This window comes from Aminobacter sp. LjRoot7 (assembly GCF_964252895.1).
GTDB classification, from domain to species: domain Bacteria; phylum Pseudomonadota; class Alphaproteobacteria; order Rhizobiales; family Rhizobiaceae; genus Aminobacter; species Aminobacter aminovorans_B.
The window spans coordinates 63,946-78,391 of sequence record NZ_CAXUPX020000010.1; the positions used below are offsets into that span (position 1 = coordinate 63,946).

At 63.7% G+C, this 14,446-nt stretch carries 17 protein-coding genes; 7 read left to right on the forward strand and 10 right to left on the reverse strand.

Translation table 11 applies throughout. The features are described 5' to 3' along the window. Window positions 1-73 precede the first annotated feature (73 nt). The 5 genes from ACSQ3E_RS24010 to ACSQ3E_RS24030 all read right to left on the reverse strand — a co-directional run bounded on the left by ACSQ3E_RS24010 (window position 74) and on the right by ACSQ3E_RS24030 (window position 2,579). Window positions 74-355, reverse strand: coding sequence for a hypothetical protein (locus ACSQ3E_RS24010; protein ID WP_436124583.1), 282 nt, complete (start codon window positions 353-355; stop codon window positions 74-76). Window positions 356-362: 7 nt separating this feature from the next. Next, window positions 363-1,133 carry a DUF899 domain-containing protein gene (locus ACSQ3E_RS24015; RefSeq protein WP_436124584.1) on the reverse strand — a complete coding sequence of 257 codons (771 nt, stop codon included), beginning with the start codon at window positions 1,131-1,133 and terminating at the stop codon, window positions 363-365. 85 nt (window positions 1,134-1,218) lie between these two features. Further along, window positions 1,219-1,668, reverse strand: a complete 450-nt coding sequence (locus ACSQ3E_RS24020; RefSeq protein ID WP_436124585.1) for a GFA family protein — start codon at window positions 1,666-1,668, stop codon at window positions 1,219-1,221. A gap of 112 nt (window positions 1,669-1,780) precedes the next feature. Beyond that, the gene (locus ACSQ3E_RS24025) at window positions 1,781-2,242 is read right to left on the reverse strand and encodes an SRPBCC family protein (protein ID WP_436124586.1); all 462 of its coding nucleotides are present in this window, start codon (window positions 2,240-2,242) and stop codon (window positions 1,781-1,783) included. Beyond that, complete coding sequence (locus ACSQ3E_RS24030; RefSeq protein WP_436124587.1) at window positions 2,226-2,579, reverse strand: ArsR/SmtB family transcription factor; 354 nt, start codon at window positions 2,577-2,579, stop codon at window positions 2,226-2,228. Before ACSQ3E_RS24030 ends, ACSQ3E_RS24025 begins: the two co-directional genes overlap by 17 nt. Window positions 2,580-2,746: 167 nt before the next feature. Here ACSQ3E_RS24030 and ACSQ3E_RS24035 point away from each other — a divergent pair, with 167 nt between their 5' ends. Continuing rightward, window positions 2,747-3,454 carry a DUF6065 family protein gene (locus ACSQ3E_RS24035; protein WP_436124588.1) on the forward strand — a complete coding sequence of 236 codons (708 nt, stop codon included), beginning with the start codon at window positions 2,747-2,749 and terminating at the stop codon, window positions 3,452-3,454. Window positions 3,455-3,528: 74 nt separating this feature from the next. Here ACSQ3E_RS24035 and ACSQ3E_RS24040 read toward each other — a convergent pair whose 3' ends face one another. Continuing rightward, window positions 3,529-3,852, reverse strand: coding sequence for a hypothetical protein (locus ACSQ3E_RS24040; RefSeq protein WP_436124589.1), 324 nt, complete (start codon window positions 3,850-3,852; stop codon window positions 3,529-3,531). Between the two features lie 162 nt (window positions 3,853-4,014). Here ACSQ3E_RS24040 and ACSQ3E_RS24045 point away from each other — a divergent pair, with 162 nt between their 5' ends. Continuing rightward, window positions 4,015-4,413 carry a hypothetical protein gene (locus ACSQ3E_RS24045; RefSeq protein WP_436124590.1) on the forward strand — a complete coding sequence of 133 codons (399 nt, stop codon included), beginning with the start codon at window positions 4,015-4,017 and terminating at the stop codon, window positions 4,411-4,413. A 15-nt stretch (window positions 4,414-4,428) separates the two neighbouring features. Here ACSQ3E_RS24045 and ACSQ3E_RS24050 read toward each other — a convergent pair whose 3' ends face one another. Then, entirely contained in the window at window positions 4,429-6,018 is a 1,590-nt protein-coding gene (locus ACSQ3E_RS24050; protein WP_436124591.1) for a trimethylamine methyltransferase family protein, read from the reverse strand. 278 nt (window positions 6,019-6,296) lie between these two features. After that, a complete protein-coding gene (locus ACSQ3E_RS24055; protein WP_436124592.1) occupies window positions 6,297-7,790 on the reverse strand; it encodes a PLP-dependent aminotransferase family protein in 1,494 nt (497 codons plus the stop codon). Window positions 7,791-8,040: 250 nt separating this feature from the next. Between ACSQ3E_RS24055 and pgi the strand changes: the two genes are divergently transcribed. The 3 genes from pgi to ACSQ3E_RS24070 all read left to right on the forward strand — a co-directional run bounded on the left by pgi (window position 8,041) and on the right by ACSQ3E_RS24070 (window position 10,977). Continuing rightward, window positions 8,041-9,690 (forward strand): glucose-6-phosphate isomerase, encoded by a 1,650-nt coding sequence (gene pgi, locus ACSQ3E_RS24060; RefSeq protein ID WP_436124593.1) that lies wholly within the window; start codon window positions 8,041-8,043, stop codon window positions 9,688-9,690. A 76-nt stretch (window positions 9,691-9,766) separates the two neighbouring features. Further along, entirely contained in the window at window positions 9,767-10,474 is a 708-nt protein-coding gene (locus ACSQ3E_RS24065; protein WP_436124694.1) for an HAD family hydrolase, read from the forward strand. 41 nt (window positions 10,475-10,515) lie between these two features. Next, entirely contained in the window at window positions 10,516-10,977 is a 462-nt protein-coding gene (locus tag ACSQ3E_RS24070; RefSeq protein ID WP_436124594.1) for a GNAT family N-acetyltransferase, read from the forward strand. Between the two features lie 107 nt (window positions 10,978-11,084). On the opposite strand, the gene ACSQ3E_RS24075 is transcribed toward ACSQ3E_RS24070, so the two are convergent. Both ACSQ3E_RS24075 and ACSQ3E_RS24080 read right to left on the reverse strand, forming a co-directional pair. Beyond that, window positions 11,085-11,768 carry an outer membrane protein gene (locus ACSQ3E_RS24075; protein ID WP_436124595.1) on the reverse strand — a complete coding sequence of 228 codons (684 nt, stop codon included), beginning with the start codon at window positions 11,766-11,768 and terminating at the stop codon, window positions 11,085-11,087. 444 nt (window positions 11,769-12,212) lie between these two features. After that, a complete protein-coding gene (locus tag ACSQ3E_RS24080) occupies window positions 12,213-13,376 on the reverse strand; it encodes an Mrp/NBP35 family ATP-binding protein (RefSeq protein WP_436124596.1) in 1,164 nt (387 codons plus the stop codon). Window positions 13,377-13,588: 212 nt separating this feature from the next. Between ACSQ3E_RS24080 and ACSQ3E_RS24085 the strand changes: the two genes are divergently transcribed. Both ACSQ3E_RS24085 and ACSQ3E_RS24090 read left to right on the forward strand, forming a co-directional pair. Then, on the forward strand, window positions 13,589-14,002 hold the full coding sequence (locus ACSQ3E_RS24085; RefSeq protein WP_436124597.1) for a VOC family protein: 414 nt from the start codon (window positions 13,589-13,591) through the stop codon (window positions 14,000-14,002). Between the two features lie 34 nt (window positions 14,003-14,036). Further along, entirely contained in the window at window positions 14,037-14,444 is a 408-nt protein-coding gene (locus tag ACSQ3E_RS24090) for a DoxX family protein (RefSeq protein ID WP_436124598.1), read from the forward strand. The last annotated feature ends 2 nt before the right edge of the window (window positions 14,445-14,446 follow it).

Below are 14,446 nucleotides of genomic sequence, written 5' to 3' on the forward strand. Positions count from 1 at the left end.
GCGTCAGGCGCTCGGGCACACCCGGGCTTTTGCGCCTCGACACCGGCGCGGGGAATGACCGCTCGAGACGCGGTCAGTCTAGGCTGATTGCGAGCTGCTCGCCTGCACTTGCGGCGTTGCCGGAGCAGATCGGCTGCGCCAGCATCTCGGCGAGGATGCTGCGCTGGTTGGTCTCGGCACGCGTGGCGTAGTGACCGAGATGCTGCGCGGCGGCAGCTGTCCCGACACCGACGGCCAGCGCCGCGGCAAATGCCCCAAACCAGCGCAGCCCGCGATGACAACCGGACGCCGCCTTCAGCAAGCGTCGCCAGGTTGCCATCACGGCGAAGACCAGCGCTGTCAGTGCGCAGCACATCGCCGGCTCAGCCGTGCTTGCCGCAGCCGCAGTCGGCCGGGTGGTAGCGTCCCGTCATCTCGACCATGCCGCCCTTGCCATACATGTCATGCGGCCTGACCCAGTCGGCGAGCAGGTGGAACGGACCATTCTCGGCGCGGCCCTTCGGCATCACATCGAGAAAACCATAGATGCCGAGAAACTGCTCGGCGCCGCGGCCAAAGGTCGAATAGGTCAGGTAAATCTGGCCGTCGTCGTCCTTGTAGAAGACGCTGTCGCCGGACAGATCCTCGATAGGGAAATCGAGTGGCGCGAAGTTGTAGACGGCCTTCTTGGCCGCCAGTTGCTCGGGCGTGAAGGAGACGTTGAAGTCGTAGTTGAAGTCGCTGCGGAAGGACGAGACGAAGCGCGCCTTCCAGCCCATGCGCACCTTCAGCGCCTCGGCTTCGGCAAGCGGTGCACGGGTGACCGCGACGTAGCTGACGTCGTGGTTCTCGAGGTGGACAAGCACGCTGTCGACATTGTCCATCTCGAACGAACAGCCGACGCAGTGGTGCTGCTGGCCCGGCGCCATCATGAAATGCTTGATGAACAGCTGGCTGCGGCCGTCGAACAGGTCGGACAGCGACAGCTGGCCCTCGGGACCGTCGAAATGATACTGCTTGTCGATCTTGACCCACGGCAGGTCGCGCCGCTCGGCGCTCAACGCGTCGCGCGCCTTGGTCATTGCCTTTTCCTTGGCCAGCAGCGCCCGGCGCGCCGCAACCCATTCGTCTCGCGATACGATTTCATGCTGCATGTCACTCTCCATCGTTTGGACACAGGTTTCCCATCGGCCGCCGGTTGGCGGCCGTCATGCACGGATCGAAGGTTGGATCTTGCTGCTAGAGGTAGGCGGTCACCGCTGGCGGGCGGTCCCAGGCGTCGTTCTTGCCATCCTCATAGGTAATCGGCACGGCTGCCAGCTCGTCGGCCGAGATGTCGTCGAGGCAGGCGATGTTCACCGCAAAGAAGTCACCGCCCATGATGTCGAAGCTGGCCGAGGCGAAGGGATGGACGCCGCAGCGGCTGCAGAAGGTGTGGCGAATGGCCGACGAGCCGAAGCGGTACTCGGTCAGCATGTCCGCGCCCGAGGTGACACGGAATCCGGAGGGCCGCGCAAAGTTCTTCCAGAAGCGGGTCTTGGCGCACCATGAACAATTGCAGCGGAAGCTCGACGTCCACCAGACGCCGCCCAGTTCGGGCTTCGAGCGCTGGCCCTCGGGTGCGAGATCGAGCTGGCATTCGAAATGCACGACCCCGCAATGGCAACTGCCGCGATAGGATTTCAGCATCTTCGTTTCTCCTCGCATGGCGCGTCGGTCCGATGATCGACAACGACAATCGGTGACAGCGGTTTCAATCGGGCAGTCGGCGCGCTGGCAGCTTTAGCCGGCGCGCAAGAGCTCAGACCACGGGTCGGCCGGCGAGCGCGTCGGCCAGGCGATCGAGGCATTCGCCCCAGCCACCCAGATGCGAGTCGCGGGTTTCGACGTCGAGGAACGGCTCCTGGCGGAAGGTCAGCCGCGTGCCGTCGCCTTCAGGCTTCAGCGTCACCGTCACCAGCGTCTGCCAGTCGGGATCATGATCCCAGGCGAAGGTGAAGACGATCCTCTGGTTCTCGACGATCTCGCGGAAGGTGCCGGACATGCCGTTGTCGCTGTCGCCGTGGATCAGCAGGTGATAGTCGCCACCGTTGCGGAACTCGTGCGTTTCGCAGCTCGACGTGAAGCCCTTCGGCCCCCACCAGCGGCAGAGATGCTCTGGGCTCGACCACATGCGGAAGACGAGCGCCGGCGGCGCATCGAAGACGCGTGAGAATTCGAGGACAAGCGACTGTGCGGCGACGGTGTCAGTTCTTGCGGTCATCCTGGTCTCCCTTGGGCGTCTGCAGTTCCTTGAGATAGTCGGCCATGCGATCGAAGCTCTGATCCCAGAAGCGGCGGTAGCGCTCGACCCAGTTGGCGATGTCCTTGAGCGGCCCCGCCTCCAGCCGGCACGGGCGCCACTGCGCCTCGCGGCCGCGGCTGATGAGACCGGCACGCTCCAGCACCTTGAGATGACGCGAGATCGCCGGCAGGCTCATCTCGAACGGCTCGGCCAGTTCGTTGACCGTCGCCTCGCCCTGAGCGAGCCGGGCAAGGATGGCCCGCCGGGTGGGGTCGGCGAGGCTGGCGAATGTGGCGTCGAGGTGGTCTTCGGTCATCTATTTAGCAGACTTGTTAATTAACATATTTGTTAACTACCGCCAGAATGGATCGGAGTCAAGTCACGCGGAACCGACGCCGCAAAATGGCGGCGCAGACGGCCTGGACGATGGAATAGACGCCCTGCCCGCCCGTTCTCCCTGCCACCATCAAGGAGAGACACAAAATGTTCCTGACGCCCAAGCCGCGCTCGATACGCTTTCTCTGCCGCCCCGAAGACGACGGCGTGATCCCGCCGCCGGTGCCGGCCAAGACCTTCATGCCCGACTGGTTCCGCAAGCTGCCGGCGGTCGATCCCGAGAAGTTGTCGACCGGCGACAACGGCCTGACGGTCAAGCGCTGCATGCCGTTTCTCGACGCCATGACGGCCGGCTGGATCATCCGGCTGCCGGCAACTGTCCGCATGGAGATCTCGGACGGCGGCAAGAAGGTCGATACCGCCTGGGACTTCGACCGCACGCTGGTCAGCAACCACGGCGCCCACCAGGTGGCCGGCAATCCGCGCGCGCCGCTGCCGCCCTGCAAGTTCCACAATTACTGGAGCATCCGCACCCCGCCGGGCTGGAGCTGCCTGTTCGTGCAGCCGCTGAACCGGCCCAACGGCATCTTCGAGATCGTCTCGGGCGTGGTCGACACCGACAGCTACACGGCCGAGATCCACTTCCCGTTCTTCGCCACGGGCACTGACGGCCTGCACATCATCGAAAAGGGCGCGCCGATTGCGCAAGTCATCTCCTTCGAGCGCAAGGCGCTGGAGCTTTCGGCCGACATCCGCGCCGAGCGGGAAGACGAAAAGCCGGACCGTACCCGCGTCTTCCGTAACACCATCTCCACTGACGGCTGGTATCGCCGCTCCGCCCGCGCCCAGCGCTGAGGCGCATCTTTTCAAGGCACAAGAAAAAGGGCCGGTGGGGAACCACCGGCCCTTTTACTGCGATCCGCTAGGGATCAATCGTCGTCGGACGAGGAGTTCGACGAGCTGTTGGAGCTCGAGTTCGAGCTGGAATTGGACGAGGAGTTCGAGCTCGAATTGCTGGACGAATTGGACGAGCTGTTGGAGCTGGAATTGTTCGACGAGTTCGACGAACGGTTGGAACTCGAGTTGTTCGACGAATTCGACGAGCTGTTCGACCAGCCTTTGCCGTCGGACTTCTTGCCGCCTGTAAGAACCGTCTTGAAGAAGCGGCTGACATCGTCGTCGGCATGCGCAGGGGTCTGCGCCAGCGGTGCGGCAAAGATCAGAGCACCGAGAATGGCGAGGGTCTTTTTCATCTGTCATCTCCTGTTCGACAATCTTGCTGATTGCCGGGGAGGAACGGGAGACATCGGCGGCTATTCCATCGCTGTCAGGAAATTCTGCCAACGAATGTCCGACGATGTTTGAATTCCACCCTCGCCTCGCCTAACTGGAATCCGACGCAACGGACGCAAGCCATGGCCAGACGACGCTCATCCCTCGGTTTTCTTGGCCTGTTCGGCCGCTCCAGCGACCTGCGCGAACTGGATGGCGCCCTGCGCGCGGTCGATCTGCATCCGGCGCTGGTGCCGGAGGGCGTGAAGCTCACCATCGTCAACCTGATGAAGGACCATTGGCCGGACGAGCCGCCAGCCTCGGCCTATGCGCCCATCGCCCAGCTGTTCGGCTATTGCGTCGCCGGGGCGAACGGCTTTGCGGGTGCCAATGGCGGCGACATGGCCGTGCGGGTGGAACAGCGCATCGAAGCGGCGCTCGACGCCGAGGACAGCTTCGATGCCCAGATTGTGCTTCTGGCGCTGCATGCCAAGCTTATCAACCCTGATGTCGTCGAGCGCTTCGGGCTCAGCGCCGACTAGTCGGCGAGCCGTCGTCTACCCGCCCATGCCGGAGCGCGGCAGCTTGATCAGCTCGCCGAAATGGGCGCGCAGCTTGTCGTCGAGGGTGCGCGGGATGTGCCGCGGAAAACGTTCGGCGAGGATGCGCCTCTTCTCTACAATCGCCTTGCCAAGCAGGTCGGGCTTGCCCTTCTCGTTCCACTCCTTGGGCGAGAAGCGGTCGGCCACGGCGGGATAGAAATACTCGGTCTGCATCAGCCTGAGCGTCTGTTCGTTTCCGAGATAATGGCCGGGGCCGTTGAGGCAGACTTCCGAGATGGTGGCGATGGACAGCGCCTCATCGGAGACCTCGATGCCACGCACGCAGCGCAGGCATTGGCCCAGCATGTCGTTGTCGATGATCAGGCTTTCCAGGCAGAAGCCGAGCAGCGAGGCATGCATGCCGGCGGACTCATAGACCAGATTGAGCCCTGACAGGCCGGCCATGACATTGGTGATGCCCTTTTCGTAGCCGGACTGAATGTCGGGCAGCTTGGAGTCGGCCATGCCGGCGGCGGAGCCACCAGGCAGGTCGTAGAACTGGGCCATCTGGGCGCAAGCGGCCGTCAGCAGCGCCTGCTCGGCCGATCCGCCGGACATGGCACCGGTGCGCAGGTCGGAGACGAAGGGCCATGTGCCGAAGATGGCGGGATGGCCGGGCTTCAGCGCGTTGACGTAGACGAGACCGGCGAGCACCTCGGCGACGGCCTGGACAACCGCGCCGGCGATCGCCGCCGGTGCCGTGGCGCCTGCCTGGCCAGCGGAGAGCAAAAGAATCGGGATACCGCCCTCGACGCAGGCTTCGAGCACGCCGCAGGCATCCTCGGCGAACTTCATCGGCGGAACGACGAAGCAGTTGGAATTGGAGACGAACGGCCGGGCGCGGAAATTCTCCTCGCCGCCGGCGATTTCGTAGAGCATCTGCAAGGCGGGCGCGACGTTCTCGCGGACGGTGAAGCTGGTGCCGACATGCTTGGAGGTGCCTGAGACGCAGGCATAGAGCGTGTTGAAGTCCATCTCTAGCGGGTCGGGAATGTCGCGCGGCACCATCGGGCGCTGGAAGAAGTGGATGTTGTCGAGGCCGTCGACGATGCGGGCGGCGTCATAGATGTCCTGCAGCAGGCTCTCGCGGTATTCGCGCTTTTCGACGTCGACGAGGTGAACGGCGGCACCGGCCGTGCCGTAATGCACCCGCCTGCCCTGGATCACCATGTCGTGCTTGGGATCCTGGCCGCAGAGGGTGAAGTTGCGGGCGGCATTCTCGATCGTCGACATCACCAGCGCACGGGGGAAGCGGATACGGCCGTCGTCGCTGTAGCTGGCGCCGACACGTTTCAGCGCCTCGATGCAGCTCGGGATGGCGTTGGCGAAGCCGACGGTTTCGAGCAGCGTGAGCACCGCCTCGTGGATGCGTTCGAGATCGTTCTGGCCCAATGCCTTGAAAGTGCCGCCCTCCAGGCCGGCCCGCACCGGGCGGATGTCGTCGGCCAGCGGAGCGGCGCGCATCGCCCGTCGCGCCTCCCTGCCACCGGACCTTCGCGAGCGTTGTTCCGCAGACAGATCATGGCTTTCGATGGCAACTGACATGCAGGTCCTCCGAATTCGTGTGAGGCTGGCCCGCAGTGATTATGCCACCGTCGTGTCGCCTCGTTCCCTTTGCGCGACTATGCAACGTCCATTGGCCCAGACTATGGGCCAGCAGATTGCGCCGGATATGCCAGAGCGCTCATATATGCGCGGCGGCACGGAGCGGCGGCCGGCATGGACGATAGGCCTGAAATCGGAGCTGAAATCAGGCAGGGATTGGAGGCTGGATAAAGTGGTGCAACGCCGCGCGCCAAGAGGCGGGCAGCGTTGCAGCGGGCTCAAGCAGCGGCGGGCCGACGTCCGGCAGCGGTAGCCAATTCGCGGATTCCGGGCTCGATGTGCTGCAGGGCAATCGAGGAAATGCCCAGCCGCATGAAGCGCGTCGGCTTGTCGGAATGCTCGAAGAAGCGCTCGCCCGGCTCGATGATGACCGAACGTGCCGCGGCCGCTGCCGCGAGCCCGCGCGAGTCGGTGCCACGCGGTCCTTCGAGCCACAGCGAGGTGCCACCGGCCGAGTCGGTAGACTGCCATTCTGGCAGAAAAGCCGAGATCGCCTGGACCAATCGCTTGCGCCTCTCGGTGAAGGCGGTGGAGAGGCGGCGCACCAGCGCCTCGTGGTGGCCGAGCGACAGGAACAATGCGACGGCGCGCTGGTTGTTGGCCGGCGGGTGGCGCAACATGAAGCGACGCAGCGCACGCAACTCCGCGATGAGGTCGGCCGAGGCGACGATGTAGCCAAGGCGCAGACCGGGCGCGAGCGTCTTCGACATCGAGCCGACATAGACGACGCGGCCCGAGCGATCGAGGCTCTTCAAGGCCTGCTGCGGCGCCTCGTCGAGCAACTGGCTGTCGTAGCCGTCCTCGATGATGATCTGGTTGTTGCGCGTGGCACGCGCCAGAAGGTCCTGCCGGCGCTCGGCGCTCAGCGGCACCATAGTCGGGCACTGATGGCTCGGCGTGACGAAGACAAAACCGGCATCGGACGGGATCGCCGAGGTGACAATGCCTGAATGGTCGACGGGAACCGGCTCGATGTCCGCGCCTGAGAGCCGGAAGATCGAGCGCGCATCGGGATAGCCCGGGTCTTCCATCGCCACCTTGGAGCCCTTGGTCATGAGCAGCGTGGCGAGCATGTAGAGCGCGTTCTGGGCGCCAAGCGTGACAATGATCTCGTCGGGATTGGCGAAGATGCCGCGACGCGGCAGCAGACGCGCCTGGATCTGCTCGATCAGCAGCGGGTCGTCGCGGTCGACCATGTCGGCCGCCCAGTTGCGGATTTCGAGCACCGCCAGCGCCATGCGGTTGCACTCGCGCCATTCGGCGGTCGGAAACAGCGTCGGGTCGAACTGGCCGTAGACGAAGGGATAGGACGACTTGATCCAGTTATCGAGCTTGGCCGGCGGCTGCATGTCGGAGGCCGCGATCTGGCGGCGCGCCTTCCAATCGATTTCATTGGCCTGATCGGGACTCTTCTGCTGCGGCTTGGCCGGCGTTGCCAGCACTTCGGGATTGACGAAGTGGCCACGGCGCTCGCGCGCAACGAGGAAGCCCTGGTCGACAAGCTGCTGGAACGCCAGCACCACCGTGCCGCGCGCAACGCCCAGTTTTTCGGCGAGGATACGGCACGACGGCAGCGGCATCGAAGCCGCGATCTGACGGTCGAGAATGGCGGCGACGATCGCCTGCCGGATCTGAGCCTGGAGCGTCTGACCTGATTCCGCCGAAATTCTGAACAAGCCTGACCAGATGGCCGTATCGTTTCGCTGTGGCATGGGGACGTTTCCTGCATGTCCAGTCTTTTGACTTCGCTGGACCATAGAAAGCTATCCTTGGCACAAGCAGTTGCACCAATCAATTTTTCTAATCCTATAGATTTATGCCAGTGAACCTTTCCAGCGGCGGTTGCAGATGACACCAGTTGAATCGATTGAAATTTGCCGCGATAGTCCGCCGCGACGCCTCTCAATGAGTCCCAAGGTCTGCTAGAATGATGCCAGCAGCTGACATTTTCGGAGTTCCCAGGTGATCGACCAACCTTTCAAGGCGGCACTGGCCGCGCTTCGCAGCCACCATCAGGACGCACCGAAGAACCTCAGGGCGGCATTCGCTTCCGACCCGAAGCGGTTCCAGCATTTTTCCGCCTCCGACGATGACCTTCTGCTCGACTGGTCGAAATGCGCCGTCGACGCCGAGACCATGGCGCTGCTGGAAAAGCTGGCGCATTCGGTCGATCTCGAAGGCAGGCGTGCCGCGATGTTTGCCGGCGAGCGCATCAACATAACCGAGGACCGCGCCGTGCTGCACACGGCGCTGCGCAACCCGCGCGGCGAACCGGTGATGCTCGACGGCCACGACGTGACCACGGACGTGCACGCCGTGCTCGATGCCATGTCGGCATTCGCCGAAGATGTCCGGTCAGGCAAGGCGGCGGGTGCCACCGGCAAGAAGATTACCGACATCGTCAATATCGGCATCGGCGGCTCCGATCTTGGCCCGGCCATGGCGACGCTGGCGCTTGCGCCCTATCATGACGGACCGCGCGCGCATTTTGTCTCCAACATCGACGGCGCCCATATCCACGACACGCTGAAGGGCCTCGACGCAGGGACGACGCTGTTCATCATCGCATCGAAGACCTTCACCACTGTCGAGACCATGACCAACGCCGCCACCGCGCGCCGCTGGGTCGAGGAGAAGCTGGGCGCCAAGGCGGTGGGCAGCCATTTCGCCGCCGTGTCGACCGCCCTCGACAAGGTGGCCGCCTTCGGCATCGAGCCTTCGCGCGTGTTCGGCTTCTGGGACTGGGTCGGCGGCCGCTACTCGCTGTGGTCGGCGATCGGCCTGCCGATCATGATCGCCATCGGGCCGAAGAGTTTCCGCGAATTCCTGGCCGGCGCGCACGCGATGGACAAGCATTTCGCAACCGCACCGCTGCTCAGGAACATTCCGGTGCTGATGGGGCTGATCGGCTTCTGGCACCGGGTGGTGTGCAACTATCCGGCCCGCGCCGTCATCCCCTACGACCAGCGCCTGTCGCGGCTGCCGGCCTATCTGCAGCAGCTAGACATGGAATCGAACGGCAAGAGCGTGACGATTTCAGGCGGCGGCGTGGTGACGCCGACGGGTCCACTGGTCTGGGGCGAGCCGGGCACCAACGGCCAGCACGCCTTCTTCCAGTTGCTGCACCAGGGCACCGATTTCATCCCTGTCGAATTTCTGGCGGCAGCCGAAGGCCACGAACCCGATCTGCAGGAACACCATGACCTGCTCCTCGCCAACTGCCTGGCGCAGTCGGAAGCGCTGATGAAGGGCCGCACGCTGGAAGAAGCGCGGCGGCAGATGCTAACCAAGGGCATCAAACCCGAGGAGGTCGACAAGATCGCACCGCACCGCGTTTTCTCGGGCAACCGCCCGTCGGTGACGATCCTCTACCGCAAGCTTACCCCCTACATGCTCGGCCGGCTGATCGCGCTTTACGAGCACCGCGTCTTCGTCGAGGCGCAGCTGTTCGGCATCAACGCCTTCGACCAATGGGGCGTCGAACTCGGCAAGGAACTGGCCACCGGGCTGTTGCCTGTCGTGGATGGGCGAGAAAATGCCGCGCGTCATGACTCCTCGACAGCCGGCCTCGTGGAGCATATCCACCGCCTCAGAGCGCCGCGCGAGCAATAGCCGCGAACGGCGCCCCTGGCATTGCACCTGCGCATCCGGCCTTCCGCCGGTGCGCACGGTCGGAGGAGTGAGTGATTTGAGGGGCATCAAGGGCATACTTTTCGACAAGGACGGCACCCTTGTCGATTTCCAGGCAACGTGGTTCGCCATCGGCGAAATGATGGCGCTGAAGGCGGCGGACGGCGACCAGGCGCGGGCGACCGCGCTGATGGAAGCAGCCGGCTACGATTTCACCGCCCATTGCTTCAAGGCCGATTCGGTCTTTGCCGCCGGCACCAACGCCGACATCGTGGCGCTCTGGTACCCTGACGCGACCGACGACGAGCGCTCAGAGCTGATCAGGATGTTCGACCAGGTGTCGGCCGAACAGGGCTCGGCCAAGGCCGTGCCGCTGCCCGGCAGCAAGGATGCACTGGCGAGCCTGCACAGCGCCGGCTTCCGGCTTGGCGTCGCCACCAACGATTCGACCGGCGGCGCGGAAAAGACGCTGCTTTCGCTCGGCATCGCCCAGATGTTCGACGCCGCCTATGGCTATGACGCCGTCGCCAACCCCAAGCCGGCGCCCGATGCGATCCACGCCTTTTCCGACCTCACCGGCCTGAAGCCATCAGAGATCGCCATGGTCGGCGACAACCGCCACGACCTCGAAATGGCCAAGGCCGGCGGCGCACTGGCGATCGCCGTGCTGTCGGGCACCGGCACGCGGGAGTCACTGACGCCCATGGCCGACGTGGTGCTCGATTCGATCGCCGATTTGCCGGCCTATCTGGCGCGCGAGAGCTGAACGGGGCCACCGGTCCCGCCCCTGCTCCCAAAGGAAGTTCCATGTCCGCTGAGCTCACCATCCGCCGGGCACGCCGCGAAGACTTGCCCGAACTGGTGCAGCTCTATCGCCATCTGGTGCCTGACGAGCCGGTCAGCACCGGACATGCGGAGGAGATCTGGGAGCGCTTCTCGCATTACGGGCCGAGCGGCATCTTCCTCGGCCTGGTCGACGGCCGGCAGGTGGCGACCTGTACGTTGGTGGTGGTGCCCAACTTCGTCCGCGGCGGAGCCAACTATGCGCTGATCGAGAATGTGGTGACCCATGCCGACTTCCGCGGCCAGGGCCACGGCAAGGCGGTGTTGCTGGCAGCTGTCGATGAGGCCTGGGCGCTCGGTTGCTACAAGGTGATGCTGCTCACGAGCTCCAAGGAGCCGGCGACGCTGGGGTTCTACCACAACGCCGGCTTCCAGACGACCAAGACGGGGTTTGAAATGCGAAGGCTGCCGGTGCGGGAGGGGTGAGGCGGGACCGATTTAACCGTTCGCCGGACGGGTCCACGCTGCCCTAATTGCCGCCCCACAAACAGAAACCCCGGCCGGAGCCGGGGTTCTTTGCCTGGCCGACGTGGTCAGAACTTATAGGCGACGCCCAAGCGAACATCGTGAGTCTTGAGGTCGATCGTGGAATCCCCACCCCAGTCCTGGTCGAACTCCGCCGAGCCGAAATCGGTGTAACGGTATTCCGCACGCACCAAAATGTTGTTGGTGACAGCATATTCAGCACCAACGCCGATGTTCCAACCGGTCAGGCGGCGCTCTTCCTCAAAGTCCATGTTGCCAGTGCCGTCATGGTCAAGGTCGAACTGGTACTTGGCAGACGAAAGACCGCCAGCAACGTATGGCATGAAGCGATCCATCGCGTAGCCTACTCGGGCGCGGACAGAAGCAGTCGTCTTCACCTTGGAATAGCCGACGTGTTCCTCATCCGGCTCCGCGTCACCGAACCATGTCATGCTGGCCTTGCCGTCGATGCCGGAGAAATTCAGATCTGCGTCGATGCCTAGAACGATGTTGTTTTGCAGTTGATGGTTGTAACCAACATACAGTCCTCCGAAGAACCCATCGGGGTCATAATCTATGGCGGCATACTCAAATGCATCGTAGTTGGCATTGCCCCAAGCATAGCCTGCTTGCAGTCCAACATATCCACCGGTCCAAACAAAACCAGCCGGCGCGGCTGTTACAGAGTCCGCCGCCGCGGCGACGCCAATAGACATAGCGAGTGCTGCACCCGCCAAAAGAATCGATTTCATGAATATTCCCCTTGCCCTGAGGCGGCAAAATAATTCCTAGGGCGCGAATATCAAGCACCCAATGCCCCGATAGGTTGCAGTAAGTAGAGGCCGTGGCTTGAATGCCACACTGTTGGGGCACCTATCGCAGGTCATTCAGGTTGCGCTGCAAGGAGCTGTGAGCTCGGGCGCACTGCAGAGCTGCACGACAGTTCGTTGAAGTAGCGATCCTTCGCACCCTCTCTGTCCTGTCGGACATCGCCCCCGCAAGGGGGAGATTGGCAGTTTGAGCGGTCTCGCACTGTCTGCAACGTTGGCGGTTGGCGAAGGTCGACGTGACGGCTGATCTCCCCCCTTGCGGGGGAGATGTCCGGCAGGACAGAGAGGGGTGCGAAGGATCGCGACCTCTATGTCCGCCGGCCAATTTCCCGACAGAGATGCTTGTCCCGCCAGCTCTAGTCTCGCCTACTCGAACACGATCGTCGGCGTCGCTGCTGCGGCCACGCCCTGCTCTTCCTGCAGGCGCTCCCAGACCTTGGTAGCGATGGCGCGGTAGGTTTGTGCCTGGGCGCTGTCTGGCTTGGCGACCGTGACCGGCGTGCCGGCGTCGGAGCTTTCGCGGATGCCCATTTCCAGCGGCACTTCGCCGAGGAAGGTGACACCGAGGCGCTCGGCTTCCCGCTTTGCGCCGCCATGGCCGAAGATGTCGTAGCGCGCGCCCGTATCAGGTGCGATGAAGTAGCTCATGTTCTCGACGATGCCGAGCAGCGGCACGTCGACCTTCTTGAACATGTTCAGGCCCTTGCGCGCGTCGATCAGGGCGAGGTCCTGCGGCGTCGAGACGATGACCGCACCCGCCAGCGGCACCTGCTGGGCCATGGTCAGTTGGGCGTCGCCAGTGCCGGGCGGCATGTCGACGACGAGCACGTCGAGCGGACCCCACTCGACCTCGCGCAGCATTTGCGTCAGCGCCGACATCACCATCGGGCCGCGCCAGATCATCGGCGTCTCCTCGTCGACGAGGAAGCCCATCGACATGACCTTGAGGCCATAATTCTGCATCGGCTTGAGTATCTTGCCGTCGACAGTTTCCGGACGGCCATGGATGCCGAGAAGCTTGGGCATTGACGGGCCATAGATGTCGGCGTCGAGCACGCCGACCTTGAGGCCGTTGGCAGCGAGGCCAAGTGCGATGTTGACCGCTGTCGTCGACTTGCCGACGCCGCCCTTGCCGGAGGCGACCGCGATGATCGAGGCGATGCCCGGCACGCCGCGCTTGCCCTGCGACTGTGAGGCGGGAGCGTGCGGTGCCGGACGTGCCGCTGGTGCGGGACGGGGGGCTGCCGGCTTCGGCGGCACCGGCGCTTCCATGCCGCCGCCCTTTTTCTCGGCGGTCAGCGCTACGACGGCGCCGTTCACGCCGGGGATCGCCTTGACGACGCGTTCGGCTGCGGCGCGCAGCGGCTCCATCTCCTGGGCGCGCGCAGCCGGAACGGTGATCGAGAAGAACACCTTGCCGTCGGCGATGAAGATGTCGGAAACCAATCCGAGATCGACGATGTTGCCTGAGAAATCCGGGCCGTTGACCGTCTTGAGACGCTCCACAACGATTTCTTTGGTGACTGTCATGTGTCGAACCTGCTGCTCTGTGTCGAGCCTGAGATAATGCAGTTTGGCGGAAGAACCAAGCTACCCGAAATGGCAGTCGGGTCCTGGCCGCCGGCAAGTGCCTGGCCGGCCTCCATATTACACCGGCAAAGAAACTTCAGCGGGCATGTAGGATCGGCGCTGCCTGCTTCGTCCTTGGGGCATACGGAGAGCAATCACCCGGAGAAACCGTGATGAAACTCGTCAATTACCTCTTCTTCAACGGCAATTGCCGCGAAGCTTTCGAGTTCTATGCCAAGGTTTTCGACGGCGAGATCGTCGGCCTGGTGACCTACCGCGACGAACCCGGCGAGAGCAGCATGCCTGCTGACTGGCAGGACAAGGTGATGAACGTGCAGCTGTCGATCGGCGACCAGTCGCTGATGGCATCGGACTCGCCACCGCAATATGCGAGCGAAATGGGCGGGTTCTCGATTTCGGTCGACCTCGGCGATCTCGGCCGGGCCGAGCGCATCTTCGCGGCCCTTGCCGACGGCGGCACGGTGACCATGCCTTTTGCCCCAACCTTCTGGGCCAAGGGCTTCGGCATGCTGAAGGACAAGTTCGGCACCCCCTGGATGATCAGCAGCGGCAACGCTGGCGAATAATTTCAAACAAGCGGCATTACGAGGAAACCTGATTATGAATTCTGCAGTCGCAACTCCCGCAACATCCAATGGCGCCCTGTGGACCGGGCGCGTTCTGAGCGGCCTGGTCATCGCCTTCCTTTTGTTCGACGGCGCAATCAAGCTGGTGCCGCTGCAGGTGGTGCATGACACCATGGCGACGCTCGGCCTGCCTTCGGAGCTCGCCCGCACGCTCGGCGTGCTGACGCTTCTCTGCACCGTGCTCTATGCCTGGCCGCGGACGGCGATCCTCGGCGCGATCCTTTTGACCGGCTATCTCGGCGGCGCCATCGCCAGCCACCTGCGCATCGGCAACCCTTTGTTTTCGCACACTTTGTTCGGCGTCTATCTCGGGCTGATGGCCTGGGGCGGGCTATACCTGCGCGATCCGCGCCTGCAGGCGCTGATCCCGTTCCGTCGCTGATC

Coding starts and splice junctions, on each gene's coding strand:
- ACSQ3E_RS24040 (WP_436124589.1), bottom strand. CDS start 3,852: ATGAAAAAGACCCTCGCCATTCTCGGTGCTCTGATCTTTGCCGCACCG.
- ACSQ3E_RS24055 (WP_436124592.1), bottom strand. CDS start 7,790: ATGCCACAGCGAAACGATACGGCCATCTGGTCAGGCTTGTTCAGAATT.
- ACSQ3E_RS24070 (WP_436124594.1), top strand. CDS start 10,516: ATGTCCGCTGAGCTCACCATCCGCCGGGCACGCCGCGAAGACTTGCCC.
- ACSQ3E_RS24050 (WP_436124591.1), bottom strand. CDS start 6,018: ATGTCAGTTGCCATCGAAAGCCATGATCTGTCTGCGGAACAACGCTCG.
- ACSQ3E_RS24025 (WP_436124586.1), bottom strand. CDS start 2,242: ATGACCGCAAGAACTGACACCGTCGCCGCACAGTCGCTTGTCCTCGAA.
- ACSQ3E_RS24045 (WP_436124590.1), top strand. CDS start 4,015: ATGGCCAGACGACGCTCATCCCTCGGTTTTCTTGGCCTGTTCGGCCGC.
- ACSQ3E_RS24010 (WP_436124583.1), bottom strand. CDS start 355: ATGTGCTGCGCACTGACAGCGCTGGTCTTCGCCGTGATGGCAACCTGG.
- ACSQ3E_RS24015 (WP_436124584.1), bottom strand. CDS start 1,133: ATGCAGCATGAAATCGTATCGCGAGACGAATGGGTTGCGGCGCGCCGG.
- ACSQ3E_RS24075 (WP_436124595.1), bottom strand. CDS start 11,768: ATGAAATCGATTCTTTTGGCGGGTGCAGCACTCGCTATGTCTATTGGC.
- ACSQ3E_RS24030 (WP_436124587.1), bottom strand. CDS start 2,579: ATGACCGAAGACCACCTCGACGCCACATTCGCCAGCCTCGCCGACCCC.
- ACSQ3E_RS24035 (WP_436124588.1), top strand. CDS start 2,747: ATGTTCCTGACGCCCAAGCCGCGCTCGATACGCTTTCTCTGCCGCCCC.
- ACSQ3E_RS24090 (WP_436124598.1), top strand. CDS start 14,037: ATGAATTCTGCAGTCGCAACTCCCGCAACATCCAATGGCGCCCTGTGG.
- ACSQ3E_RS24020 (WP_436124585.1), bottom strand. CDS start 1,668: ATGCTGAAATCCTATCGCGGCAGTTGCCATTGCGGGGTCGTGCATTTC.
- ACSQ3E_RS24080 (WP_436124596.1), bottom strand. CDS start 13,376: ATGACAGTCACCAAAGAAATCGTTGTGGAGCGTCTCAAGACGGTCAAC.
- ACSQ3E_RS24085 (WP_436124597.1), top strand. CDS start 13,589: ATGAAACTCGTCAATTACCTCTTCTTCAACGGCAATTGCCGCGAAGCT.